General features: G+C 71.9%; 25 protein-coding genes and 1 other RNA gene. 15 read left to right on the forward strand and 11 right to left on the reverse strand.

Translation table 11 applies throughout. The features are described from left to right. The 6 genes from FM110_RS05860 to FM110_RS05885 all read right to left on the reverse strand — a co-directional run. Window positions 1–1,450 (reverse strand): sensor histidine kinase (locus tag FM110_RS05860; RefSeq protein WP_087103549.1); only part of this gene is annotated, 1,450 nt, incomplete at its 3' end. Between the two features lie 218 nt (window positions 1,451–1,668). Next, on the reverse strand, window positions 1,669–2,454 hold the full coding sequence (locus tag FM110_RS05865) for an SOS response-associated peptidase (protein ID WP_087103617.1): 786 nt from the start codon (window positions 2,452–2,454) through the stop codon (window positions 1,669–1,671). A gap of 87 nt (window positions 2,455–2,541) precedes the next feature. Continuing rightward, the gene (locus tag FM110_RS05870; RefSeq protein ID WP_087103551.1) at window positions 2,542–3,717 is read right to left on the reverse strand and encodes a YihY/virulence factor BrkB family protein; all 1,176 of its coding nucleotides are present in this window, start codon (window positions 3,715–3,717) and stop codon (window positions 2,542–2,544) included. Window positions 3,718–3,928: 211 nt separating this feature from the next. Beyond that, window positions 3,929–4,603 carry a DUF3618 domain-containing protein gene (locus FM110_RS05875; protein ID WP_087103553.1) on the reverse strand — a complete coding sequence of 225 codons (675 nt, stop codon included), beginning with the start codon at window positions 4,601–4,603 and terminating at the stop codon, window positions 3,929–3,931. Continuing rightward, entirely contained in the window at window positions 4,600–5,040 is a 441-nt protein-coding gene (locus tag FM110_RS05880; protein ID WP_234991954.1) for a phage holin family protein, read from the reverse strand. Before FM110_RS05880 ends, FM110_RS05875 begins: the two co-directional genes overlap by 4 nt. Next, on the reverse strand, window positions 5,037–5,768 hold the full coding sequence (locus FM110_RS05885; RefSeq protein ID WP_087103555.1) for a hypothetical protein: 732 nt from the start codon (window positions 5,766–5,768) through the stop codon (window positions 5,037–5,039). Before FM110_RS05885 ends, FM110_RS05880 begins: the two co-directional genes overlap by 4 nt. Before the next feature lie 420 nt (window positions 5,769–6,188). On the opposite strand from FM110_RS05885, the gene FM110_RS05890 reads away from it, so the two are divergent. From FM110_RS05890 to smpB, 12 genes are all read left to right on the forward strand, one after another. After that, window positions 6,189–7,409 carry a CpaF family protein gene (locus tag FM110_RS05890; protein ID WP_087103557.1) on the forward strand — a complete coding sequence of 407 codons (1,221 nt, stop codon included), beginning with the start codon at window positions 6,189–6,191 and terminating at the stop codon, window positions 7,407–7,409. Next, window positions 7,406–8,278 (forward strand): type II secretion system F family protein, encoded by an 873-nt coding sequence (locus tag FM110_RS05895; protein ID WP_087103558.1) that lies wholly within the window; start codon window positions 7,406–7,408, stop codon window positions 8,276–8,278. The genes FM110_RS05890 and FM110_RS05895 overlap by 4 nt, the downstream gene beginning before the upstream one ends. Continuing rightward, the gene (locus tag FM110_RS05900) at window positions 8,275–9,231 is read left to right on the forward strand and encodes a type II secretion system F family protein (protein ID WP_087103560.1); all 957 of its coding nucleotides are present in this window, start codon (window positions 8,275–8,277) and stop codon (window positions 9,229–9,231) included. The genes FM110_RS05895 and FM110_RS05900 overlap by 4 nt, the downstream gene beginning before the upstream one ends. 148 nt (window positions 9,232–9,379) lie before the next feature. Next, window positions 9,380–9,634, forward strand: coding sequence for a hypothetical protein (locus tag FM110_RS05905; protein WP_087103562.1), 255 nt, complete (start codon window positions 9,380–9,382; stop codon window positions 9,632–9,634). Further along, complete coding sequence (locus FM110_RS05910; protein ID WP_087103563.1) at window positions 9,634–10,020, forward strand: TadE/TadG family type IV pilus assembly protein; 387 nt, start codon at window positions 9,634–9,636, stop codon at window positions 10,018–10,020. Before FM110_RS05905 ends, FM110_RS05910 begins: the two co-directional genes overlap by 1 nt. A 140-nt stretch (window positions 10,021–10,160) precedes the next feature. Continuing rightward, window positions 10,161–10,622, forward strand: coding sequence for a hypothetical protein (locus FM110_RS05915; RefSeq protein ID WP_087103565.1), 462 nt, complete (start codon window positions 10,161–10,163; stop codon window positions 10,620–10,622). A 98-nt stretch (window positions 10,623–10,720) separates the two neighbouring features. After that, entirely contained in the window at window positions 10,721–11,140 is a 420-nt protein-coding gene (locus tag FM110_RS05920) for a pilus assembly protein TadG-related protein (protein ID WP_234991955.1), read from the forward strand. 132 nt (window positions 11,141–11,272) lie between these two features. Next, complete coding sequence (gene prfB / locus FM110_RS05925) at window positions 11,273–12,409, forward strand: peptide chain release factor 2 (RefSeq protein ID WP_087103569.1); 1,137 nt, start codon at window positions 11,273–11,275, stop codon at window positions 12,407–12,409. Window positions 12,410–12,709: 300 nt separating this feature from the next. Next, entirely contained in the window at window positions 12,710–14,035 is a 1,326-nt protein-coding gene (gene ftsE / locus FM110_RS14510) for a cell division ATP-binding protein FtsE (RefSeq protein WP_234991956.1), read from the forward strand. Beyond that, window positions 14,032–14,949: a permease-like cell division protein FtsX gene (gene ftsX / locus FM110_RS05935; RefSeq protein ID WP_087103571.1), complete on the forward strand. Its 918-nt coding sequence runs from the start codon at window positions 14,032–14,034 to the stop codon at window positions 14,947–14,949. Before ftsE ends, ftsX begins: the two co-directional genes overlap by 4 nt. Before the next feature lie 3 nt (window positions 14,950–14,952). Then, window positions 14,953–16,281: a M23 family metallopeptidase gene (locus tag FM110_RS05940; protein ID WP_087103573.1), complete on the forward strand. Its 1,329-nt coding sequence runs from the start codon at window positions 14,953–14,955 to the stop codon at window positions 16,279–16,281. Window positions 16,282–16,596: 315 nt separating this feature from the next. Further along, window positions 16,597–17,109, forward strand: coding sequence for an SsrA-binding protein SmpB (gene smpB / locus FM110_RS05945; protein WP_087103575.1), 513 nt, complete (start codon window positions 16,597–16,599; stop codon window positions 17,107–17,109). Window positions 17,110–17,265: 156 nt separating this feature from the next. On the opposite strand, the gene FM110_RS05950 is transcribed toward smpB, so the two are convergent. Continuing rightward, entirely contained in the window at window positions 17,266–19,053 is a 1,788-nt protein-coding gene (locus FM110_RS05950) for an HNH endonuclease (protein ID WP_087103577.1), read from the reverse strand. 503 nt (window positions 19,054–19,556) lie between these two features. On the opposite strand from FM110_RS05950, the gene ssrA reads away from it, so the two are divergent. Beyond that, window positions 19,557–19,930, forward strand: a transfer-messenger RNA (tmRNA) gene (ssrA, locus tag FM110_RS05955). A 381-nt stretch (window positions 19,931–20,311) separates the two neighbouring features. Further along, on the forward strand, window positions 20,312–21,040 hold the full coding sequence (locus FM110_RS05960; RefSeq protein ID WP_087103579.1) for a class I SAM-dependent methyltransferase: 729 nt from the start codon (window positions 20,312–20,314) through the stop codon (window positions 21,038–21,040). A 199-nt stretch (window positions 21,041–21,239) separates the two neighbouring features. Here the strand turns inward: FM110_RS05960 and FM110_RS05965 are convergent, their stop codons facing one another. Together FM110_RS05965 and FM110_RS05970 are read right to left on the reverse strand one after the other, a co-directional pair. Then, window positions 21,240–21,533 carry an addiction module antidote protein gene (locus FM110_RS05965; RefSeq protein WP_087103581.1) on the reverse strand — a complete coding sequence of 98 codons (294 nt, stop codon included), beginning with the start codon at window positions 21,531–21,533 and terminating at the stop codon, window positions 21,240–21,242. Continuing rightward, entirely contained in the window at window positions 21,526–21,840 is a 315-nt protein-coding gene (locus tag FM110_RS05970; protein ID WP_087103583.1) for a type II toxin-antitoxin system RelE/ParE family toxin, read from the reverse strand. The genes FM110_RS05965 and FM110_RS05970 overlap by 8 nt, the downstream gene beginning before the upstream one ends. Before the next feature lie 257 nt (window positions 21,841–22,097). Here FM110_RS05970 and FM110_RS05975 point away from each other — a divergent pair, with 257 nt between their 5' ends. Further along, the gene (locus FM110_RS05975; protein WP_087103585.1) at window positions 22,098–23,069 is read left to right on the forward strand and encodes a phosphotransferase; all 972 of its coding nucleotides are present in this window, start codon (window positions 22,098–22,100) and stop codon (window positions 23,067–23,069) included. A gap of 88 nt (window positions 23,070–23,157) precedes the next feature. Here the strand turns inward: FM110_RS05975 and FM110_RS05980 are convergent, their stop codons facing one another. Together FM110_RS05980 and FM110_RS05985 are read right to left on the reverse strand one after the other, a co-directional pair. Beyond that, entirely contained in the window at window positions 23,158–24,126 is a 969-nt protein-coding gene (locus tag FM110_RS05980; RefSeq protein ID WP_087103587.1) for a hypothetical protein, read from the reverse strand. Window positions 24,127–24,181: 55 nt separating this feature from the next. Next, window positions 24,182–25,402, reverse strand: a complete 1,221-nt coding sequence (locus FM110_RS05985; protein WP_087103588.1) for a glycine C-acetyltransferase — start codon at window positions 25,400–25,402, stop codon at window positions 24,182–24,184. Window positions 25,403–25,539 lie beyond the last annotated feature (137 nt).

The raw sequence follows: 25,539 nt of genomic DNA on the forward strand, positions 1-25,539 counted from the left end.
CTTCCTCTTTGTCGTCTTCGTCGGCTGTGTATGTTGTGCATAAGAGACAGGGCGAGGCAGGAGCGGGGAGGGCGCGCGGATCGAAGGCACGGTCCTGGTCGGCGTGCTCGGGTGCGGCGGGCACGGGTGCGGCGGTCTCTGCTGCGGCGGGCACGGGTGCGGCAGGCTCGGGTGCGGCGGGCTCTGCTGCGGTGATCTGGCCGGCGGGACGGGGCGCCGCGGCGCCAGCGGACCGGGCGAGCGGCACGCGGGCGCTCACGCGGAAGCCGCCCGCCGGCAGCGGACCGGCCAGGAGCGTCCCGCCAAGCAGCCCGATGCGCTCGCGCATGCCGGTGAGCCCGTGCCCCTGCCCGTCGGAGGAGGGGTCGATGCCCTGGCCGTCGTCGAGGATCTCCACCAGGATCCCGGCGTCGTCGCGCTGCACGCGCACGGCGGCGCTCGCATGCTCGCCCGCGTGCTTGAGCACATTGGTCAGCGCTTCCTGGACCAGGCGGAACAGCGAGAGCCCGGTCGCCTGCGGGAGGCCGCCGAGGTCCCCGGTGACGTGGGCATCGACGCGCAGGCCCGTCGCCCGGACGCGGTCGAGCAGCTCGGGCAGGGCGGTGAGGTCGGGCTGGGGGCCGAAGCTGGACTCCTCGTCGTGGCGCAGGACGCCCAGCAGGGAGCGCATGTCCGCGAGCGCGCTGCGGCCCGTCGTGCCGATCGTCTCGAGGACGGCCACGGCCTTGGCCGGGTCCTGGGAGGCGATGAAGCGGCCGCCGTCGGCCTGGGCGATGATCACCGACAGGGAGTGCGCGACGACGTCGTGCATCTCGCGGGCGATGCGCGCCCGCTCGTCGGCGACGGCGAGGGCGGCGCGCTGCTCGCGCTCGTGCTCGGCCTGCTCCGCGCGCTCGCGGGCCAGGCGCACCTGGTCGATGCGGGCGTGCTGGTACTTCCCGATCGCCCACGTGCCCATCACGACCATGACCCCGACGAAGAAGGTCACGCTGCCGGACGTCACGAACGCGGCGATCCGGCTCGGGACGTCCCCGACGCCGGTCTGCGCCAGAGCGCCGACCGCGAGGGCCTGCAGGAGGGCCCCGAACAGTGCGGCGCCGAGGGCTGTGCGGGCGACGGCGACCCTGGCGTGGGCCACGGTGCAGTACAGCGCGTAGAAGATCATCGCGTCGCCGAGGATGACCTGCTGACCGACGGCGAAGTGGAGCACGGCCAGGATGCCGACGATGAGTGCGCACAGCCCCGGGCGGACGCGTCCGAGGGAACCGGCGGCGATCATCGGGAGCGAGAAGAACCACCACGGCTCGAAGGTCCACGTGAGCAGCCCGGGGACGAGGAGGAAGAACGTCGCGGCGCCGAAGATGACCGTGTCGACGACGCCCGGATGCTCGAGGACCCAGCGGAAGGGGTCGAACCGCGGGCGCGGGGGAGCGGGGGCGGCGGTCGACATACGACGAGGGTACGGCGAGCGGAGGGGCAGGGGGATCAGCCCCGGGCGGACGGACAGGCCGACCGGGTCCGTCGCGGGTCGCGGGCGACCTGATGCGCTCAGGGCGTGGGCTCAGGGCGTGGGCTCACGTCGTGGACTCATGACGTGCGCCCGGACATCGGCTCGGCCGGACGCGAGCTCACGACGAGCGTTCAGCTCCGTGCCGTCAGGGCGCGCGCTCAGGCGGTGACGGGGATCGCGGGGCCGATCGGTGCGATGAGCTCGGGCCCCTGCTGGCGCACATCGCCGACAGCGGGATCGACCGGACGCATCTCCAGCAGCGTCGGGTCCAGCAGGTGATCGTCGTCGAGGATCCAGGCCTGGGCGGCTGCGGCATCGTCCATGTCGGTCGACAGCCAGGCGTCGACGTGCTCGCGGTCGAGCATCACCGGGGCGCGGTCATGGAGATCGGCGAGCGTGCCGGTGGCCTCGCGCGTGATGATCGTGGCTGTGAGCAGCCAGCGCCCGTCCTCGCTCGTGCCGGGGAGCGGGACGGACGGGGGAACGCGGCTGGCATCAGTGCCGTCGAGGCGCCACCAGGACACGAGCGCGGCCATGAGCAGCGGCGCCCCATCGCGCCGGGCGACGAGGAACGGCTGCTTTGAGCGCCTGCCGCGGCTGTCGCGCCGCCACTCGTAGTACCCGTCCATCGGCACGATCGCGCGGTATCGCCCCAGGCTCCCGCGGAACGACGGCTTCTCCCGCAGGGTCTCGCGCCGGGCGTTGAAGGTGCGCGCGGAGAAGGAGAGGTCCTTCGCGAACGGCGGCAGCAGGCCCCAGCGTGCGGTGCGCGCCGCACGCAGCACCTCCCCGGAGTCGCGGTCGAGGGACTCGGTGACCACGACGATCGGCGCGGTGGGCGGCACGTTGAAGCGCGCCCGCATGTGCGGATCGGTCAGGTCGACGGCGCCGAGGTCGTCGAGCAGCGGGTCGATCTCCTGGTAGAACGCGAAGCGTCCGCACATGCCGGTCACCGGCCCTCTCTGCACGAGCGCGGCCCGCCCCGGCGGGGGCGGACCGCGCAGCATCTCATGCGATCTGTCGTCGGGCGATCACTCGACGGGGTCGGCGGGGCCGCGCGAGCGCATCGGATGGGAGCCGCCGCTCTCGCGGTCGGCGGCACCGGTGAGGCGCCCGTCGTCGCTCACGTAGGCGTCGCGGTCGCGGTGGAGGTTCTCGAGGCGGATGTCGCGGCCCTCGTCGACCACGTCCTCGTACTTCTTCTCCTTCTTCTCCGCGCCGTGGGCGCCGCGCAGCGGGAGGTTCAGCGAGGCCTCGGCGGGACGGCCGGCGGCGAGCTCCTTGGCGCGCTCGAACTCGGCGTCGACCTCAGCACCCAGGATCAGCACGATGTTCAGGACCCACAGGGCGAACAGCACGGCCATGATGCCGCCGATCGCGCCGTAGCTCGAGTAGCCGGCGACGGTCGACATGTAGATCGACAGGGCCACGGCCGCGAGGATCGTGCCCAGGATCGCGACGACGGCGCCGGGGGAGAGCAGGCGGAAGGGGCGCTTGATGTTCGGGGTGGCCCAGTAGAGGAGGGCGACGATGAGGATCGCGATCACGAGGATCACGGGCCACTTGACCCAGGCCCAGACCTGCAGGAAGGCGCCGGAGAGGAAGTCGAGCACGCCGGTGGCGCCCACGGACTGCGCGAGCGGTCCGACGACGGAGTCGACCAGGGTGCGGTTCAGCAGCAGCGAGACCATGATCAGCAGCAGGCCGATGATCGAGGCCGCGGTCACGGCGAGCATTCCGAGGTTGAAGCGGATCGGGCCGCGGCCCTCGGGCACCTCGTAGATGACGTTGGAGACGCGCGCGAAGGCCTTGACGTACGCCGAGGCCGACCACAGCGCGGTCGCGATGCCGATGATCAGGGCGATGGTCCCGCCGGTGGCCGAGCCCATGAGGCTCTCGACGGTCGAGCTCACGGCCGAGTCGATGCCCTGCGCGCCCTGCCCGATGCCGGAGCTCGTGATCGCTTCCGTCAGCAGCTGGGCGATCTGATCCTTCATGTCCGACAGCAGCAGCGTGGCCAGGGAGAACAGGGCCAGCAGCGTGGGAGCGATCGACAGCACCATGAAGTAGGTGAGCATGGCGGCCTGGTCGGTGCCGGCGTCGCGGCCGAACTCCGTCAGGACGCGCTTGGCCAGGTACTTCCAGCCGGTCCCGCCGATGGAGGCGGTGTCCTTCTCGGTCGCGTCGTCCACGGTGGTGCGGGCCATCGATGCCTCCTGGAGCGGGGAGCGGGGAAGAGGGGAGGTGCGGTCCCGATTGTGGCACGACGTCCGGATCGGATCGTGAACGGCGGCGACGGGACCGACCGTGCGGTCAGAGCAGGCGGGCCCTGGTCCCCGCAGGCGAGCGCCCGGCCGAGGCTGTCGACCGGGCGCTCGCGTGCTCAGCGCGTGCTGAGGGTGCGGAGGGCGCTGAGGGTCAGGAGGGGCGCACGTCCTCGGCGGCGGACTTCGCGGAGTCCGTCACCTCGTCCTTGCGCTCCATGCCCTCGGACCTGACCGTCTCGGCGCTCTCGGCGGCCGACTGCTTCACGGTCTCCACGGCCTCCTGCGCAGGCTCCTTGAGCGCGGCGGCGACGGACCGCGCCTGATCCTTGGCCGCGTCGAGGGCCGGCTGCGCCGTCTCCTCGAGACGGGCAGCGACCTGCTTCTCCCTGCTCGTCGCCGGCAGCAGCGAGGAGGCCAGGAGCCCGGCCCCGAGGGCGATGAGCCCGGCGGCCAGCGGGTTGCCCTGCGTCGAGCGCGAGACGCGGCGCGGCATGTCCTGGGCGGTGCCGACGGCGCTCAGGGCCTTGTCCTGGAGGGTGCCTGCGGCATCCTGCACCGTCCCCTTGGCGTCGGCCGCGGCCTCCCGGCCCGACGTGCGGAGGTCCTGGGCAGTGCCCGCCGCGCGGGTCTGCGCGTCGTCGGCCGTGCCCATCACGCGCTCGCGGACGGTGCTCGCGGCATCGCCCACGCGGTCGCGGACCTTCTGCTTCTGGCGCTCGACGTTCTTGGCGGGGGAGACCTTGTCGGCGACGGCGTCGACGTCCTCGGACAGGTTCAGGCGCGTGCGCTCGATCTCGGCGCGGATCTCTTCGGGATTCTGGGTCATCGTGCTTCCTTCGACGGGGTGACGGCTTCGGGGATGCGCTGGATGGAGTCGACCGTGCGCGGGGCGCCGTCGACCTCCTCCAGGTTCTTCTTGCCGAGCAGGGCCAGGACGCCCGCGATGATCGCCCACACGACGGCGACGATTACGCCGGACCAGGCGTAGCCGACGGCGGTGCCGCCGATGCCGGCCCACAGGGCGATGGACAGGAACAGCAGGACGAAGTGCCCGGCGATGCCGGCGCCGCCGAGCATCCCGGCGCCGGTCCCGGCCTTCTTCGCGCTCTGGGCGAGCTCGGCCTTGGCGAGGTCGACCTCCTGGTGGATCAGCGTCGAGAGGTTCTCGAACAGCTGGCCCATGAGGGTGCCGAGCGATGCGGTCTCGGCACGCTGCTCCGCCTCGGTGGGCGGGGGAGTGGAGGATCCGTGGGCGTGGGTCACCGCTGCGCCCCCTGGGTGTGCGCGGTGCCGGTGGTCGTGGTGCCCTGAGAACTCGAGGTTCCCTGTACAGTCGGGGCGCCCTGGCCGGTCGGCATCGGCGGCGCCGGCGGGACGGGCGGCAGACCCGGGGTGGTGCCGGTGTGGCTGACGCCCGGGGCGCCGGCGGACGGAGCTCCCGCGGCGGACGGGGCGGCCGGGCGCGCGGGCGCCTGTGCGGCGTCCGTGGAGGGGCCGTCGTCCGAGGAGCCCAGGCTGGTGCGGTTCTCGGCGGTCGAGCGCGTGAGGCGCCCGGCGACCAGGCCGATGCCGGCGGCCAGCCCCAGGAAGGCGAGGGGGCGGCGACGGGCGAAGGACTTCACATCCTCGAGGAGGTCCGCGGGCTCCTTGTCCTCGAACCAGTCGGCGACGGCGCCGGCACGGGCGGTGGCCTGTCCGGCGAGCTCGGTGGCCAGTCCCGGCTCGACCTGCTCGCCGCGGGAGAGGCGCTCGAGGTCGTCGCTCAGGGAGCGCAGGGCAGCGCTGAAGCGGGACACCTGCTCCGACGCCTGGGTGCCGAGCGTGCCGCGGGCCTCGCGGACGAGGCTGAGCCCCTGCTCGACGGCATCGTCCTTCACGCTGAGCGCCTCGTCCTTGGCGGTGCCCGCGACGGATGCGGCGGCGGACTGCGCGTCGCCCGCGACGTCCTGGGCCGCGGACTTCGCGCGGTCGGTGGTGCTGGAGTCGGTCATGATGCTCCTTCGTCGGTCGGTGGTGGTCGGTCGCCTCGGAGCCGTGCGCGGCGGGGATGGTGCCGCGTCGACAGCGGAGTGCCACAGGAGTGCCACAGCGGAGTGCCTCCGCGGGTCCGCCGCGCCCCTCGGGACGACCGATGCTCGCGGCAGACAGTAGGCACCGCCGCCGAGGAGCGGCAGGGGATCGGGAGGGTGCTTGACAGCCCGGATCCGACGTGACGTGCTTCATGTCCGCAGGTCATCGGGCAGCTTCGAGCCAGGTCAGCGCTGTGTCGCCAGCTGTGCCGCCCGAACGGTCGGTCGTCCCCACCACCGTTGTCCACAAACCGGTTCAGCCCTGATGCGTCGATTTCCTGATCCGCCTAGAGTGTCGGCAACCGGGGACGAGCCCGGGCCCGGGAGATGAGGGGGACGCGCGTGGACGCTCTGTCCGTCATCGAGGCCGAGTCCCGGGAGCTGATCCGGCGACGCGGTCTCGATACGCGCGCCGAGCAGCTCGACGGGCTCGTCCGCGAGGTGATCGAGGACTACGACCGGCGCGCGGCCACCGGTGCCGTGCCGATGCTGCGTGACCCCGACTCCGCCGTCGCGACGATCGCCGCCCGCATCGGCGGCTTCGGGCCCCTCCAAGTGTTCCTCGATGATCCGGAGATCGAGGAGATCTGGGTCAACTCGCCGAGCGAGATCTTCACCGCGCGCAACGGCCGCAGCGAGCTGACACCGCTCGTCCTCGACAACGCGCAGGTCCGCAGCATCGTCGAGCGGATGCTCGTCTCCTCCGGGCGGCGCCTGGACCTCTCGAGCCCCTTCGTCGACGCGCTGCTGCCCGACGGCAGCCGTCTGCACGTGGTCATCCCGAGCGTCACCCGGCGCCACTGGTCGGTGAACATCCGCAAGTTCGTCGCCCGGGCGCACTCGATGGGGGACCTGGCGGCGCTGGGGTCGCTGCCCGCCGGGGCCGCCGCCTTCCTCGAGGCCGCCGTGGCGTCGGGGCTCAACGTGATCGTCAGCGGCAGCACCGGGGCGGGCAAGACGACCGCCCTGAACTGCCTCGCGAGCGCGATCGGCCCCCGGGAAAGGATCGTGACCATCGAAGAGGTCTTCGAGCTCGACCTGCGTCACCGCGACGTGGTCGGGATGCAGACCCGCCAGGCGAACCTCGAGGGCACCGGCGAGATCACCATGCGACGACTGGTCCGCGAGTCGCTGCGGATGCGGCCCAGCCGGATCATCGTCGGCGAGGTCCGCGAGGCCGAGTCCCTCGACATGCTGATCGCGCTGAACTCCGGCCTGCCGGGCATGGCGAGCCTGCACGCGAACTCGGCGCGGGACGCCGTGGTCAAGCTGTGCACGCTGCCGCTGCTCGCGGGGGAGAACGTCTCGGCGGCCTTCGTCGTGCCGACGGTGGCCTCGTGCATCGACCTCGTCGTGCACCTGGACATCCTGCCCGGCGGGGCGCGCCGTGTCCGCGAGATCGTGGCGCTCCCCGGCAGGGTCGAGGAGGGCGTCGTCGAGATCGCCGATCTCTTCCATCTCGAGGGCGAGCGCCTGGTCCGCGGCGACGGCTTCCCGCCGCACCCGGAGCGCTTCGCCCGCGCCGGCTGCGATCTGACGCGTCTGCTCGGGCGGGCGGCATGAGGGCGGGGGCGCTGCTGGGGCTCGTGCTCGGCATCGGGCTGCTGGCGATCTGGGTCTCGATGTGGGAGGTGGACGGGGCCCCGAGGCGTCGGGTCTCCTCGAGCGGCCCGATCCTGCGGATCCGTGATGATCTCGTCCAGGTGGGCCTGGGCTCCGTCCCCGCGGGGGCGGTGCCGGTGGTCTGCGCAGGGGTCGGACTGCTGACTGCGCTGCTGGTCCAGTCCGTCTCGGGCGCGTCGGTCGTCGCGCTCGCCCTCGGCGGGATCCTCGCCGTGCTCCCTCTGGCGGCTCTGCGGGCGGCCGCGCATCGTCGTCGGGTCGAGCTGCGGGAGGTCTGGCCGGAGACGGTCGACCACATCGCCTCGGCGGTCCGAGCCGGGCTCTCCCTGCCCGAGGCGCTGGTCCAGGTCGGCCAGCGCGGTCCGGAGGCGCTGCGCGCGCCCTTCGTCGAGTTCGCCCGCGACTACCAGGCCAGCGGGGATTTCGGGTCCGGCCTCGACCGCCTCAAGGCGCGTCTCGCCGATCCCGTGGGGGACCGCATTGTCGAGGCCCTCCGCATCACCCGTGACGTCGGCGGGACCGACCTGGGGCTGCTGCTGCGCACCCTGTCGGCATTCCTGCGGGAGGACGCGCGCACGCGCTCCGAGCTCGAGGCGCGCCAGTCGTGGACGGTCAACGCCTCGCGCCTGGCTCTTGCGGCGCCGTGGATCGTGCTGGCGCTCATGTCGACCCGGCCGCAGGCGGCACAGGCCTACGACTCGCCGACCGGTCTGGCCGTGATCCTCGGCGGCGCGGTCGTGTCCGTGATCGCCTATCGGGTGATGTTGCGCATCGCCCGCCTCCCGCAGGACGAGCGGGTGCTGCGATGACCCTCGAGCACCCCCTCCTGATCGGCGCCGCCCTGGGACTCGTCCTGGGACTGGGGCTCGCCATGCTGCTGCTCGACAACCCGTGGACGCGCCGCCCCGATCTCGCCGCGCGCGTCGACCCCTACCTGCGGCGCGGCCAGACCAGCCGCCTGCTCGGCGTCCCCGCCCCGGAGGACGGGGCGCGATCCCGAGCGCGTGCGCTCGCTCGCGTGCTCGCCGGACCGCTGGCGGACAGGACCGTCGGCCTCCTCGAGCGCCTGACCGGCGGGCACGCCCAGCTGGAGCGACGGCTGCGCCTGGCCGGGCGGCGGGCCGGCGTCGAGGCGTTCCGCGTCGAGCAGGTGGTCTGGGGGATCGGCGGCGGGGCCGTCGGACTGCTCTCCGCGCTCGGCGCCGTGGCCCTGCGCGGCGCCTCGCCGCTGGTGGGCCTGGCCATGGTCGTCCTCGGGGTGCTGGGCGGCGTGCTCGCCCGGGACTGGGTCCTCACGCAGATGATCGCGCGCCGTGCCGCGCGGATGGCGCGGGAGTTCCCGACGGTCGCGGACCTCCTGGCTCTGGCGGTCGCCGCCGGGGAGGGCCCCGTCGCGGCGATGGAGCGCGTCGCGCGCACGAGCAGCGGAGCGCTGCCTGCGGAGTTCGCCGCGACGGTCGCCGAGATCCGTGCGGGCGCGACGGTCGACCAGGCACTCATTTCCCTCGGCGACCGGACGCCGCTGGACGCCCTGGGCAGGTTCGGCGAGGGCATGGCCGTCGCGATCGAGCGCGGCACCCCGCTCGCCGACGTGCTCCGCGCCCAGGCGCAGGACGCCCGTGAGGCGTCCAGGAGAGACCTCATGGAGATCGCCGGGCGCAGGGAGATCCTGATGATGATGCCCGTGGTGTTCCTCGTGCTGCCCCTGGTCATCGTCTTCGCGGCCTTCCCCGGCCTCGCCGTGCTGGAGATCTCGCTGTGAGGCCCGGGAGCCGACCGTGTTCGCACGATGCTGCGGGAGCTTGTCGGTGCGCCTGCCGACGCGCCATGTGCACGCGCCTCTTCCCGTCTTCCCCCTGCCACCTGTCAACCCCTCGGATCCCCGTCCCCCATCCACCAGGAGACCCGTCATGACCGTCCACCGCACCACGCTGCACCGCATCCCAGCGCCCGCCGCCCGCCGTCCGCTCCCCGTCGCGGGACGCCATCTGCGTCCCGCCGACCCGCTGCGCTCCCGCTTCGCATCCGACCGCGGCGATGTGCCCGGCTGGGTGATGATCACGCTGATGACCGCGGCGATCGTGGTGGCTCTCTGGGCCGTCGCGTCGGATCAGATCGTCGCCGTGTTCGAGAACGCGATGGCGCCCTTCCTCCAGGGACTCTGATGCGGATCCCGCGCCGACTGCGCTCCGAGAGGGGCTCGGCGGTCGTGGAGTTCCCGCTGATCGCGGCGCTGATCGTCCTCATCGGCCTGGCCACGATCCAGGCGGCGATCATCGTCCACGTGCGCAACACCCTCGTGGACGCCGCCGTGCAGGGCGCCCACCATGCGGCGCTGCTGGGCAACGACACCGATGACGGAGCCGACCGGGCCGCCCTCCTCGTGCGCGAGCGCTTCGGCGACGCCTATGAGGTCCGCACGGACGCCGTCCAGGACGCGTCCGGCCGGATCACGGTCCGCGTCGTCGCCACCATGCCTCTCGTGGGCCTGCTGGGGCCATCCGGAACCCTCGAGGTCGATGGGCATGCGGTCTCCGAGGAGGCGCTGTGAGAGCGCGGGCTGTGAGTGCGCGCGCTGTGAGTGAGCGGGAGGTGCGGGCGCACGCTGTGCGGGCGCGGAGCGAGAGCGGAGGCCCCGCGAGCGGCGACAGCGCGGGGGCGAGTCCGCCCCGTGCGAGAAGCGTGCTCCCGATGGCCCGCCTGCGGGATGAGCGCGGCAACGCGATCGTCGAGTTCGTCGCGCTCGCCGTGATCCTGCTGATCCCCTGCCTGTACCTCGTGCTGTCCCTCGGGAGCGTCCAGGGCGCCGTGTTCGCGGCGGACGTCATCGCGCGGGACGCCGCACGGATCCATGCGACCGAGCCCGACCCCGCCCGGGCCGACGCCCGGGCGCGGCAGATGACCGCGGACGTGCTGGCCGATCACCGCATCGACGCTGATCCCGACGCCGTCGTCACCATCCGCTGCAGCCATGACCCGTGCGCCGCCCCGGGTGAGGACGTGCGCGCCGAGGTCCGTCTTCCCGTTCCGATCCCCGGCCTCGGGCCGATGCTCGGCGGTGACGGCCCCGTGCGCGTCGGGGCCAGCCATATGGCGCGCGTCGACCAGTACCGCGACGTGAGCGCAGGCGCCGCAGCAGGGGAGGGGCGATGACACGACGAGGGGGAGTCACCCCTGCGCGACCTGCCCATGCCGTGCACGGGGCGCGGAGCACTGGCGCCCGCGCGCGCCTCCGCGATGACACGGGGACGATGACGATCCTCACGACCGGGATCCTCGTGGTGATCCTCATGGTGATCGGCGTCGGGGTCGCGATCACCGGCGTGCACCTCGAGCGCAACGAGCTGCAGGCGATGGCCGACGGCTCCGCGCTCGCCGCCTCGCAGGCCTTCGACGAGGCCCAGCTGTACGCCCCGGGAGCCTCCGCGGCCACGACCCCCGCCGTCACCCGCGACCGGGCCCGTCGCGCCGCGGCCGACTACCTCCAGGCGTACCCCTCGGGTTCCACGCGCCTGCGGGACGCGCGGATCGACCGGCTCGACGTCGCCGAGGACGGCACCGTCACCGTGGTGCTCGTCGCCCGCGTCGACCCGCCGCTCGTGGACTGGTTCACCCGTCGTACCGGCACGGCCGTCACGATCCGCGCCTCCGGGGACGCGCGCTCGCGGTGACATCCGGCGCGGCGCGGAGCGCCGCGTCGCCGCTTCTGGAGCCGGATGCGCCTCGAGCGATCGCCACCGCGGGAACGGATGCGGTCCTCGCACTGAGCGCCGTGCGCACGCCCTCCCGTAGACTCCCCTCCCGTGGCTGCCATCGACTTCTCCGAAGAGATCCCTCACCTCCGCGCGACCCTTACGTCGATCGAGAAGGTGACGGACCTCGACGCCCTGCATGCGAAGATCGCCGATCTCGAGAAGCAGGCCAGCGCCCCGGACCTGTGGGACGACGTCGACAACGCCCAGAAGGTGTCATCGGCCCTGTCCCACGCGCAGGCGGAGCTGCGCCGCGTCGACGAGCTCGGCTCGCGCATCGACGATCTCGAGGTGATGGTCGAGCTCGCCGCCGAGGAGGACGACGCCGAGACCCTCGAGGAGGCCGAGAAGGAGTTCGCCTCCATCCGCAAGGCCCTCGACGAGCTCGAGGTCCGCACGCTGCTGTCGGGCGAGTACGACGAGCGCAATGCGGTCGTCACGATCCGCGCGGGCGCCGGCGGCGTCGACGCCGCGGACTTCGCCGAGATGCTGCTGCGCATGTACATGCGCTGGGCCGAGCGCCACGGCTACCCGACCAAGGTCATGGACACCGCGTACGCCGAGGAGGCGGGCCTCAAGGCGGTCACCTTCGAGGTCTCCGCGCCCTACGCCTACGGCACGCTGAGCGTCGAGGGCGGCACCCACCGCCTGGTGCGCATCAGCCCCTTCGACAACCAGGGCCGGCGTCAGACGTCGTTCGCGGCCGTCGAGGTGATCCCGCTCATCGAGTCCACGGACTCCATCGAGATCCCCGAGAACGAGCTCAAGATCGACGTGTTCCGCTCCTCGGGCCCCGGCGGCCAGAGCGTCAACACGACCGACTCGGCCGTCCGCATGACCCACATCCCCACCGGCACCGTCGTGTCGATGCAGGACGAGAAGTCGCAGATCCAGAACCGCGCCGCGGCGCTGCGCGTCATGCAGTCGCGCCTGCTGCTGCTCAAGCGCGCCGAGGAGGCCGCCGAGCGCAAGGAGCTCGCGGGCGACGTCAAGGCCAGCTGGGGAGACCAGATGCGCTCCTACGTGCTCAACCCGTACCAGATGGTCAAGGACCTGCGCACGGAGTACACCGAGGGCAATCCGTCGTCGGTGTTCGACGGCGAGATCGACGGCTTCATCGAGGCGGGCATCCGCTGGCGCGTGGGACAGCAGCGCGAGGCCGCCGCCGAGGCCCAGGCGAACAGCTGACCGCGAACAGCTGGCCGCGCACGCCTTGACCGCGAGCAGCGGCGGTGCAACGGTGACTGCGAGCAGCTGAGGCTCAGCGGCTGGCAGGACACGGTCACCGCGCACGGCTGACCGCGAGCAGTCGACTGCGGTGCCAGCCCGTCGGCAGCGCCGACGATCCGGGTGCCGCAGTATCGCGGGAACAGGCACCGCGCGGCTTGACCAAGGCTTGACCGGACGCGCCCGGACTCCTCCCTCACGGCCCCGCGCTCGCATGCCACTCTGGGACCGCACCATCCCGCCCGACCGGTCAGGACCTCCGTGATCCGATTCGACGACGTCACCAAGACGTACCAGCGAGGCACCCGACCCGCGCTCCTCGACCTCGACCTCGAGATCGAGCGCGGGGATTTCGTGTTCCTCGTCGGCCCGTCGGGATCGGGGAAGTCGACCCTCATGCGGCTCGTGCTCAAGGAGACGAGCCCGACCTCGGGCCGCGTCTATGTCGCGGGCAAGGACCTCTCCCGCATCCCCTCGTGGAAGGTCCCCGTGCACCGCCGGGAGATCGGCATGGTGTTCCAGGACTTCCGGCTGCTGCCCAGCAAGACGGCCTACCAGAACATCGAGTTCGCCCTCGCCGTGATCGGGACCCCGCGCCGCCAGGTGCGCCGGCTGGTCCCGGAGATGCTCGAGATGGTGGGACTGGCCGACAAGGGACGCCGGCTCCCGCATGAGCTGTCGGGCGGCGAGCAGCAGCGTGTCGCGATCGCGCGCGCCTACGTCAATCGGCCCTCGATCCTCCTGGCGGACGAGCCCACGGGCAACCTCGACCCGGGCACGGCGCAGGGGATCCTCGAGCTGCTCGCCGAGATCAACGCGCAGGGGACCACCGTGCTCATGGCCACCCACGACCAGCGCGCGGTCGATCGCATGGCGCGCCGCGTGATCGAGCTGGCCGACGGCCGCGTGGTCCGCGACGAGGCGCGCGGCACCTACATCGCGACCGGCGCGATCCCCGTCGTGGAGTCCTCGGCGTCGGACAGCCCCGCCGAGGCGGCATCGGCGACGGAGGGCGCGGCGGGCATCACGACGGAGCTCTCGACAGGGGCCATCTCGAAGCCCTCGGGGGTCCCCGCCCCGAGCGTGCCGCAGGACGCGATCGGAACAGCGGAGACGCGCGCGGACGCGGACCGCCATGATGACGCGGAGGCGCTGGACCCCGCTAGCGCGTGGGCGCGGATCACCGCGTCCGGCTCGAGCGCGGCGACGCCCCAGGATGTCGAGGACGAGACGCTGCTGGACGAGGACTCCGATCCCGCCGGCGGCTTCGACGCGGCGTTCGGGATGACGTACGAGGAGTTCCTGGCGGCCCAGACCGCGGATCAGCCCGGCGCGGATCAGCCTGGCGCGGATCAGCCTGGCGCGGATCAGCCCGGCGCGGACCAACCCGGCGCGGATCAGCCTGGTGCGGATCAGCCCGGCGCGGATCAGCCTGGTGCTGCGCCGTCGGACGTGGAGCACCCGGATGCCGCGGGATCGCGGGCCGAGGCGGGGGCGGCAGAGCTCGGCGATGACGCGCCTGCGGCCGCTGCGCCCGGCGCGGGGCGGAGCGCGCTCCCCGACGTCCCCGAAGAGCGTGCGCGATGAGGGCCCGGTACATCCTGGCGGAGATCGTCCAGGGGCTGTGGCGCAACATCACGATGGTCATCTCCGTCGTGATCGTCACGGCCGTCTCGCTCACGTTCGTGGGCGCCGGGATGCTCATGCAGAAGGAGATCATCGAGCTCAAGCGCACCCTGGTGCAGGAGTCGCAGGTGACGATCTTCCTGTGCTCGCCGCACTCCACGGCCGCGTCCTGCGCCGGCGGAGCCGCGACCGACGCCCAGATCCAGGAGACGCGGGAGGCGCTCAAGAGCAGGACCCTGAGCCCCTACATCGACACCGTCTCCGAGCGCGATCAGGCCGAGGCACTCGCGATCTACCAGGAGCAGTTCGCCGACCAGTCCTTCGCCGCGGACCTGACGGCCGAGGACATGCCGGTGTCCTTCCACATCACCCTGAAGGACGCGGAGCGGTCGGACGCCGTGGTCCAGTTCTTCGAGGGGCGCGACGGCGTGGACGAGGTCAAGGACCTGCTCAGCGTGTACGCCCCGGTGATCGACGTCCTGAACCAGTCCACGGTGTTCGCGGCGGGCCTGGCCCTGCTCATGCTCGTGGCCGCGGTGCTGCTCGTGTTCACGACCATCCGCATGTCGGTCGCCAACCGACGCCGCGAGATCGCGATCATGCGCCTCGTGGGCGCCTCGAACCTGTTCATCCGCGTCCCCTTCCTCATGGAGGGGGCGGTCGCCGCCGTCATCGGAGCGCTCGCCGCCACCGGCATGCTGTGGATCGGCCTGCGCTACCTCGTCGAGGACTGGCTCGCCGGGGAGCTCGGCACCCAGATCGTCCAGGTCGGCGTCGCGGACCTGTGGTGGGTGGGTCCTGCGCTGGTGGCCCTCGGCGCCGTCCTCGCGATCGGCGCCTCGATCGTCTCCCTCCACCGCCACCTGAGGATCTGAGCAATGCTGCCCGTTCTGACGCTCCCCGCCGGCGCCACCCTGCGTCGCCGTGCGCTCCTGGCCGTGCTCGCGCTGCTGCTGGCGATGGCCTCGTGCCTGCTGACCGCGCCGACCCCCGCCGCGCACGCGGACGACAAGGACGACAAGATCCAGCGCAAGCAGGAGGTCGATCGCCAGCTCGACGACATCCGCGGCGACCTGTACGACGTGAACCAGGACCTCGGCGACACGTACCTCGCGCTCGCGCAAACCGAGCTGGAGATCCCGGGCGCGCAGCAGGACCTCGAGGACGCCCAGCGCGAAGCCGACGACGCCCGCAGGGCCGATGAGGACATGGGGCGCCGCCTGACCGATGCGCAGACCGAGCTCGACCGCCTCGAGGGCGAGGTCCAGACCGGTCAGGACGAGGTCGACCGCTCCGATGAGGACATGAAGCGCCTCTCGCTCGCCGCCTACAAGGGTGACGGGATCCCGAGCGCCGCATCCGTCTACCTCGGCTCGGCCGACCCGCAGGACGCCGTGGACCGGTCGATGAACTACACGCTGACGCTCGAGACCCAGGGGACCGCGCTGCAGGGCCTGCGGACCGACCAGGCGCTCACGACCAACTCCGCCGACCGCATCGGCGCGGTGCGACAGGAGGTCGCGGACCTCAAGGCGCAGGCGGAGGAGACGCTCCAGGCGAAGATCGACGCGGAGGGACGCGCGCAGCAGGCCAAGGACGACCTCGACGCCCTCTACCAGCAGCAGACGCAGCAGAAGGCCGATCTGGAGGCGAAGAAGACCCAGTACGAGGGCCAGGAGACCGACCTGTCGACCGATAGCGACGGACTGGATCAGGACATCGACGAGCTGACGCGCCAGGAGCAGGAGGCGGCGGCCCGGGGGAAGCCGGAGACGACCGTTCCCGACAACGGCGGGGCTCCCGGGGTGAGCGCCCGCGGGTTCATGCGGCCCGTCGGGGGGACGATGAACTCGACGTTCGGCTGGCGCTTCCACCCCGTGTACCACAAGCGGATGCAGCACAAGGGGGACGACTTCCCGGTCGCCTGCGGGACCCCGGTCCGCGCCGCCCAGGACGGGAAGGTGATCGCGACGACCTCGAACGGGCGCGCCGGGAACAAGCTGATCATCAGCCACGGTGTGCTCGACGGGAAGGTCATCACGACCTCGTACCACCACCTGTCGTCGTTCAAGGTCAGCGTGGGCCAGACCGTGCATCGGGGCGACATCGTGGCGGCGTCGGGGACCACGGGCGCGTCGACGGGGTGCCACCTGCACTTCGAGGTCCACGAGAACGGGACCGCGGTCGACCCGAAGCTGTACGTCTGAGGCGCTGCCGTCGCGGGGCGGGCGCTCCGTCGCGCTCGCGGGTGCCGTCGCGGGGCGGGCGCTCCGTCGCGCTCGCGGGTGCCGGCCGGGGCGGGGGGCGTCGACCGGCGGGAGGCAGGGCTGGTCAGGCAGGCGAGGCCGAGCGCGAGCACGTCATGTCCATGCGGTGCATCCATGAGCACCTGGCTGATCGATCGGTGCGCCGGGCGCGAAATGCGGTCGCCGCCGTCGGCCTCGCACCGTAGAGTGGAGCGTCCGCGCGGATGCGCCGCACGGGCACGGGAGACGAGCACGCCGACCAGGAGAGGAGACGCGATGTCCGCCGCGAACAAGGGCGCGAAGAAGGCCAAGCAGGCCGAGGGCGACGGCCCGGCCAAGAAGCTCATCGCGTCCAACAAGAAGGCGCGCCACGACTACCACATCGACGACACCTATGAGGCGGGCATCGTCCTGACCGGCACCGAGGTGAAGTCCCTGCGGGACCGCGGCGCCTCGCTGGTCGACGGGTACTGCTATCTCGAGGGCGGTGAGATGTGGATGGAGGCGGTCCACATCGCCCCCTATGTCAAGGGCACCTGGACCAACCACGCCGCCCGCCGCAAGCGCAAGCTGCTGCTGCACAAGGCGGAGATCGCCAAGCTCGCCGGGAAGACCCGCGAGAAGGGCTACACGCTGGTGCCGCTCGAGATGTACTTCCTGGGCTCGCACGCGAAGGTCGTCGTCGCGCTCGCTCGCGGCAAGAAGGAGTACGACAAGCGCCAGACCCTGCGGGAGCAGCAGGACATGCGCGAGGCCCAGCGGGCCATGCGCCGGCGCGAGCTGGTCTGACGCAGGCGGCACTGACGCGGACTGCACTGACGCGAGCAGGGGCTGCTGGAACCGTGTCGTTGTCGTTGTCGTTGTCGCTGATGCAGGTGCCGTCGCCGCATGGGTTATTCGTGGGTCACTGACACAGGTGCGGACACACCCTTCGTCACTCGTGCCTCACTGACGCAGGCGCTCCGTCACGACGCGGAGGAGGGCGAGCTCGACCGCAGATCCGGTGGGATCGATCCTGCCGGGCCACCGTCGCCGTTCGGCGTCCGGATCGGGGCCTGTTCTCGATGGTGGCGTCGAAGCCGGGAGCTGAGACGAACGGCCGACGGCGCCCGCTCCCGGTCCCGGCTGCCGTGGCGTCGAGAGCGCCCCGGAGGAAGCGCCCGGTGGCGTCTGCGCCCCATTGCCTTCTGCCTCTATCGCCGTGCGTGTCGCCGTCTCGGTCAGATCGTGGTCGACCGGATCGTGGTCGGACGGATCGTGCTCAACCCGGCGGCGTCGGCGCAGGACCGCGGGATCGGCAGGCGGCGGGGCCACCGTCGCGGTCCGTCCGGTCCGGCTCGTCCACTGCACGGCATGCGCGCCGTCACCGTCGGCCACGACTCGGACGTCGGCGAACAGACGCTCCTTGGCGTTGCAACCCGCGCACAGGCCCTGGCCGTTGTCGAGAGTCGTGCACCCGCCCTCGGAGACCGCGCGGATGTGGTCGGTCTGGCGCACCGGGGCGTCGCAGTAGGGAGCGGCGCACACGTCCCCGTCCCGCCAGCGCGCGAAGCGCGCGAGCGCCTTCGGGAACGCCCGTCCGACCGACTCGACGGCCACCAGCTCTCCGCTGGTCGGGTGCGTGTACAGCCGCCGCAGCACCGCCCGCAGGGCCGGGCCGTCGGCGCCGAGCACCTCGCCCTGGCCGTCGACGGGCTCGTGCAGCCAGCGGGCGAGCTCGCAGTGGATCAGGCGGGGCGGGACCGTGCCGTAGCCCTCGAGCACAGCGGCATCCCCGTGGTCGGGAGCGAACAGCGAGCGCTCGGTGATGATCACGCCGATGTCGAGCGTCACGGGGTCCAGGCCCGGGCCGCGGCCGATCACGGCATCGGCCAGGACGTCGGCCATGATCGCCTGGTGCCCGCGCTGATCGCCCTGCGCGCGCAGACGCTCGGCCTCGAGGGACAGCCGCTTGCGCATCAGGGACGCGTCGATCGCGGGCAGAACGGCCGTGACCGCCGCCATACCGTGCGCACGCGGTGTCATCGTGACTGTCCGATCCCGTCGGGCGCGGTCGTGCCGGGTGCTGGCCCCGGCGGGATCCATGGCGTGCACGAGCGCGCCGACCTCCCGCTCGAGGCGTCTGCATCCGGCGTGCTCGAGGTCGGGGAGACGCTCGGCGAGCAGCGCATCGACCTGCCCTCGTTGCTCGTCCGACGGAATCGGCCCCACCGAGCGGCCCACCGCGTGCGCCTGCTCGGGGGAGAGCGCGCCCGCGGCCAGGGCGGTGAGCGTGCGGGGCATCGCGTGGACGAGGCGGCGCGAGGACGCGACCAGGCCGGCGGCGCGGGCGGGGGAGAGGCGGGACGCCATGGAGACCTCACGCTGGGCGCTGCGTGAGGAGGTCGCATCGTCGTCCGCCGGGTGCTCCGCGCGGACGGCGCGCTCGATGGCCTCCTGGGCGCGCGCCTCGACGGCCGCCGCCGCGCAGTGCAGGCGGCGCATGGTCTCCAGGATCTCCGCGAGGTCGGCGGCGTCGAGCTCGCCGGTGCGGAAGCCGTCGTCGCCCTGGGTGCCGATCCGGGCGAGCTCGCCGATCGCCGCCTCGAGGTCGAGCGCGGGAGACCCGTCGGAGTCGGTGATGCGCACGGTTCGATCCTCATCGACGTGCAGACGGGCTGCGGTGCGCGAACGATCGCCGGAGCCGGTGCCGTGCACCCGTCCGGTCGCTCGTCCATCCCATCGCGTCGTCATGCTCCGATCCTCCCGCAGGGGTGCGACGAACGAAGGACTCGCGTCCCGCGCATCGTGAGATTCATGGTCCACCTGCGGCGATACGGATGCGTATGCTCCGATGGGAGCTCTCGTGCTGGATGCCGGACAGTGACGACGGAGAGACGGAGCGAAGGACCGGCCAGGGCCGGAGCTGGGTGCCAGGACCGGCGTGGAGGCCGGATGAAGGACCGGCCCTAGCGGGAGCGGGATACCGCTAAGGGAGCGGGACGTGCGACTTCGCCCACGGCGGACGGAAATCCCCTTGGGCACGCGGCCGGGGCCGCGGTAGACTCGTCGGCACGTGGACGGGCTCCGGCCCGCCGGCGGCTCGATCGGGCGGTTCGCGAGAACCGGACGGGAGGGTCGTCGGAGAACGCTGTTTGACAACAGAACATCGAGTGCGATGACGGCCCTTCGCGGTCGTCCGGCGCGGCATTTCGGTGCGGCGCCACCACATAGTGCAGTTCTGTTCCTCCACGCTCGGGGCCGATCGGTTTCGACGGTAGTTGTCCAGCGAGGGGAAGCGGGCCGAGGATCCCAGGTCATCTCGTCAACGCTCCTGGGAAACCAATAAGTGCCGAAACCAAGCGCACTGACTTCGCTCTCGCCGCCTGATAGCCGCGACAGCAGTCTGGAACCCCGGGTTCGCTCCTGACCCGGATCGTTCCATCAGCTAAGGAGCCACTGCTGCCCTCCCTCGTCATCGGGGAGGGATGAACACCTCAGAGTGACTGAGTCCGTCGACGAACGTGTCCGTGCGAGCGTCGGGACTGAGAAAACGCCTTCACGGACTGCGCCCGGAGAAGCCCTCGCTCCGCACTATCGGACGCGGGTTCGATTCCCGCCGGCTCCACGACGCATTCTCGAATGCGCGCACTCGATCGACGAAGGCCCCCTGATCTGCGCAGACGCGCTGGGCAGGGGGCCTTCGTCGTCGTTCTGAGCACTTCTTGAGCACCTCCCGGTCCAGATCCCTGCCCTGGCGGCCCAGCTCCGCCCGACCCGCGCGAGAACGCCGAAGCGATTGGCAGCTCCTGCCCCGGCGGCCTCCGCTTCGCTTCGGCGGGAAGGCCCGCCGTGCCCTGGCGGGAAGGCCCCGCCGTGCGCCGTTCAGCGGTGCCCTTCTCGCCCCGGCAGACAGGGTCTGTCACACCCCCGCGGAGTACGGGCAATGATCGGACGACGACAACGCTGGGCGGCGCGACAGCCGACCCCGACCCGAGTGCCGGAGGGCTGCATGACATACGACGATGCCCGGCTCGCAGCCATCTACGACATCGATAACCCCGACGGCCCGGATCACGACTTCTTCCGCAGCCTCGCGGACGAGACGGCGGCGACGCGGATCGTCGATCTCGGCTGCGGGACCGGGATCCTCACAGTCACCTTGACCCGCGACGACCGCCAGGTGACGGGCATCGATCCGGCAGGCGCCATGCTCGATCTCGCATCGAGGCGCCCCGGTGGGGACGAGGTCCGGTGGATCCGCGGAACGTCCGAGAGCATCGCTCAGGGCAGTGCAGATCTCGTTCTGATGACCGGAAACGTCGCCATGCACATCCTGGGGGACGCGTGGTACGAGACGCTGGACGACATCGCCGCGGGCCTGCGCTCGGGAGGGGTCCTCGCCTTCGAGAGCCGGAATCCCGAGGCCAAAGCGTGGGAGCAGTGGGGCGCCGGCGAGAGTGATCGCCAAACTCCCGTCGGTGCGCTGCGTGAATCCGTGGACGTCGACGCGCCGGATGAGCATGGTGTCGTGGTGATGCACTGCCACAACGAGTTCCTCGACGAGAGCTGCATCCTCGATATCGACCAGTCACTGCAGTTTCGAAGCCGTGCTGAGATCGTCGAGGATCTGGGCCGTGCAGGTCTTCAGGTCGATGGTGTCTATCGGAACTGGGACCGCGATGTCTTCACAGGCGGCTCTGGTCAGCCGCTGATGGTCTTCGTGGCACGTCGCCCGTGAGTTCCAGCGGCAGGTCTGCGGCCGACCACGTCCACCGGTCGTTCGACGACGTCATGACCGACGACACCTGATCACAGCGGGGCTCTGTCCGACGATCGCAGCCGGGCGCACCGCAGCCGGGCTCTCCCCCAGGGGGCCGAGGTGCCGGTGCCATCCGACAGTGCGCCGAGGCGGGTTACGCTCTCGGCGTTGCAGCGAGTCAGGCGACTGCCTCGAAGGACAGACGCAGGCCGAGCGCCTCGCTCACCTTCAACACCGTCGTCCAGGTCGGGTTGCCCTGGTCGGACAGGGCCTTGTACAGACCATCGCGGCTCATGCCGACGCGGCGGGCGAGCTCGCTCATATTTCCCGAGCGTGCGATGACGCCGAGAGCTCGGGGCACGGCTGTCGGATCGTCGTGGGATTCCTCGAGAGCGATCCGCAGGTAGCCGGCGACATCATCGATGTCGCCGAGGTAATTCGCAGCATCGAAGCGTGCGTAAGTCTCAGTCATTCTGTTCCTCCCCTTCCTTCCATTCGGCTGCCAGTGCGCGTGCTCGAGCGATGTCGTCCGTCTGGCTGGACTTGTCTCCGCCGCATAGCAGCAGCACCAACCGGTCGCCACGGCGTGCCAGGTAGATCCGATATCCGGGGCCGAAGGCGAGCCGCAGTTCGAAGATGTCGCTGCCCACGCACTTCATGTCGCCGATGTTTCCGGCTGCGAGCCGATCGAGGCGGGCCAGGATTCGCAGTCTGGCTTGCGTGTCCTTGAGCTTGCGCAGCCAACGGTCGAAGTCCTGCGTGGTGAGCACCTCGATCATGTGTCGATTCTAGTCGACACACGATCGGTGGGAGCAATATCCCGGGAAGAAGTCGACTCATGCGTCGTGCCCCGCCGCGCGCCGATCAGCAGCGCGCGTCCCGCCCGTCCGACGAGGTCTGCCTCACCTCGACCCGGTTCGTCGGGACGTGCCATCGGCCACAGCGCGTCCGTGTCTGCGCAGGCAGCGGCCCTGTGCGATGCAGATGACGGCCGATCGGCGGTGATCGGCGAGTCCTCCCCGATTAGCGTGGCGGCGTGACCTCACATGACGCGATCACCGTTCCCCCCGTCGCTCCGCCCCGGGCCGATCGGGCCATCGGTGCTGACGAGGTGGAGCGCCTGCGATCCCTGCTGGTGCCGGAGCCGGGCGTCGATCTGAGCCCCGTCGCGTGGGCCCCCGCGCCGCTCCCGCTCGGCGAGGGCTGGGACAACACGATCTGGGATGTCGGCTCGATGCCCGACGGCACCCCGCTGGCCCTGCGCGTCGCGCGCCGCGAGGTGGCCGTCGAGCTGCTCGACCACGAGGTGCTGGTGCTGCGCCACCTGGCCGCGTCAGCGCAGACGCTGCCGATGCGCCTGCAGTCCGTGCTGGCCACCGCCGACGCCGCGGTGATGGTTACCTGGGCTTTCGGGCACTCCGCCGCGGACGGCACCGACGACGAGCGGAGCGGCTGCGCCGAGGTCCTCGCGCGCATGCTCGCCCGGATGCACGCACCAGCGCAGGCGGGCCTGGCCCGCAACCCGGTCCGCGGATGCCCGCTCGCCGATCGCGATGCGGCGCTGCGTGCGGATCTGCTCGTCGCCGAGATCGATGACGAGGCCGCCGAGCGCGCGCTCGCCGTCTGGGACCAGGGCCTCGCGGCTCCCGTCTGGGACGGTCCCGAGCTGCTGCTGCACGGTGACCCGCACCCGGCCAACGTGATCGTCGCCGACGACGCCGGGGCGCCCTGGCTCATCGACTTCGGCGACACCACGCCCGGCGACCCCGCGAGCGATCTCGGGGCCCTCGCCCTGTTTCGCCCCGATGCGCTGGATCCCTCCGGTGCGGTCCTCGCCGCGTATCGCGCGGACGCCGCGTGGGACGGGGCCGCCGACGACGGGACCTGGGACGCCCTCATCGCTCGCGCCCGCGCCTGGTCCGTGCGCATGGCGGTCTCGCTGCTGACCGCCTACGGCCGCGGCGAGGGCCTGGGCCGCTGCGCGGCGGAGGTCCTGCGCCGCCTCTGAGCGCCCCGATCGCGGGGCGTCACGCAGGGTCCGCGCGGATCCGGATGTGGAGGGTGCGAGCGCCCTGAGCACCCCGATCGCGAGGACGTCAGACCGTGAGCGGGATGTCGACCGACGACGGATCATCGGTGGCGCCCGGGAACGGCGTGACCTGCAGGCTCGGTGCGCCGCCCTTCGTCATGAGCCGGAAGGAGCCGACCGCGTCCCGGGGGATGCCGTGCTCCTGCTCGGCGAGGCCCAGCGCGGTGTCGAGCGTCGAGCCCGACACCCGCTCCAGGGAGACGGGTCCCTCCGAGAGGGAGGAGGACTGCTCGCACAGGCCGTGCTCGAGGATCTCGTGCGGCGCGCCCGGTGCGCTGTCGCGACGCGTGCTGCGGACGACGCACGCGGAGCCGTCCGGCCGCGTCTGCGGGGCGGAGAGCAGGGTCGCCGAGATGCCCTCGCCGTCGGCGGCCGCGGTGAACTCGATCTCCGTGGCCTCCGCGCCGTGGATCGCGCGCGCTTCGGACAGCACCGTGTCGATCGCGGCGACGTCCCAGGTCTCGAGCCGCGGCACCTCGTCGCCGTCGATGAAGGCCTGCTCGAACGAGGGGTCGAAGGGCCCGCAGCCCGCGCTCTGGAGGATCGCACCGCCGATGGTCGCGGTCGAGCGGCCCACCGCGCCGTCCGGGCAGTCCAACGCATCCATCCGCGACTGGAGCGCGGCGGCATCGAGATCCTGGTCCGCGGCGTCGCCGTGGACGGCCCACGACAGCGGCTCGGGGAGGTCCTGGACGACGACGTCGCGCCGGCCCTCGCGGGAGGCGACCACGGGCCCATCGGCGGTCACGAGCGTCAGGGCCACGAGGTTGCGGTCGACGGCGATGGCCCCGACGCTCTCGTGCGGCACCTCGGCGAGGATCCCCTCCACGGTCGCGGCGAGGTCGGGCTTCGTCCCGAGCCCGAGCCCGAGCCCGGGCATGCAGCCGGTCAGCGGGAGCGCGAGGGCGATGGCGGCGCCGCATGCCGCGGCGCGCAGGAGCACAGGGGACCGGAGCGAGTCCGGATCGGGCGTCATGCGGCGATCATCCCACCGCCGCACCACCGCGCCACCACACCGCCGCAGCTGCGCGTCAGGCATTGTCGCCGACAGCCTCCCGCGCCGCGACGAACGCCGCCACCGCGGCCTCGATGTCCTCCGTCGAGTGCGCCGCCGACAGCTGCACGCGGATCCGGGCCTTCCCCTGGGGGACGACGGGGTAGCTGAACGCCGTGACGTACACGCCCTGCTCGAGCATCGCATCGGCCATGCGCCCGGCCAGGGCGGCGTCGCCGAGCATGACGGGCACGATCGCGTGCTCGCCCTCCAGCAGCTCGAAGCCCTCCTCCGTCATGCGGCGGCGGAACAGCTCCGCATTGGCGAAGAGCGTCGAGCGCAGCTCGCCCGAGTCGGAGACGAGCTCGAGGGCCGTCAGCGTGGCCGCGACGATCGACGGCGCGAGCGAGTTGGAGAACAGGTACGGGCGCGCCTTCTGGCGCAGCATGTCCACGATCTCCCGGCGCCCGGACACGTAGCCGCCGCTGGCCCCGCCCAGCGCCTTGCCGAAGGTGCCGGTGTAGATGTCGACCCGGTCGGACACGCCGAAGTGCTCGGGCGTCCCGGCACCGGTCGCGCCCATGAAGCCGACCGCGTGGGAGTCGTCGACCAGCACCAGCGCGCCGTACTCGTCGGCCAGATCGCAGATGCCGGGCAGGGGAGCGAGGTAGCCGTCCATCGAGAACACGCCGTCGGTGACGATGATCGTGCGGCGCGCGCCCCTGCCGTCGTTGAGCTCGCGCGTCGCCTCGAGCTGGGCGCGGAGGTCCTCGAGGTCGGCGTTGGCGTAGCGGAACCGCGCCGCCTTGGACAGGCGGATGCCGTCGATGAGGGAGGCGTGGTTCAGGGCGTCGGAGATGATCGCGTCCTCGCGCCCGAACAGCGACTCGAACACGCCGCCGTTGGCGTCGAAGCAGGAGGAGAACAGGATCGTGGCCTCGGTGCCGAGGAAGCGGGAGAGGGCGGACTCCAGCTGCAGGTGCAGGTCCTGGGTGCCGCAGATGAAGCGGACCGAGGCCATGCCGAAGCCGCGCTCGTCCAGCGCCTGCTTGGCGGTCGCGATGATCCGCTCGTCATCGGCCAGGCCCAGGTAGTTGTTGGCGCAGAAGTTCAGCACCTCGGAACCGGGGCGACCCGCGACGGCGGCCTCGATGCGGGAGGACTGCGGCGTCGAGATGGTGCGCTCGCGCTTGTAGGTGCCGGCCTGCTCGATCTGCGTGAGCTCGGCGGCGAGCTGGTCCTTGATGTCGGTGTACACGGGGCCTCCTGGGGGCGGGGTCGGGCATGCGGGCGGGGTCGGGCAGGCGGGCGCGGTCGGGCGATGCTAGCGGGGTCGGGTGGGGCCAGAATCGTCGGGTCGGGGAACGGCTGGTGTCGGACAGGTGCTCGCCGCTG

It is taken from the genome of Brachybacterium nesterenkovii, assembly GCF_900163655.1.
GTDB lineage: Bacteria > Actinomycetota > Actinomycetes > Actinomycetales > Dermabacteraceae > Brachybacterium > Brachybacterium nesterenkovii.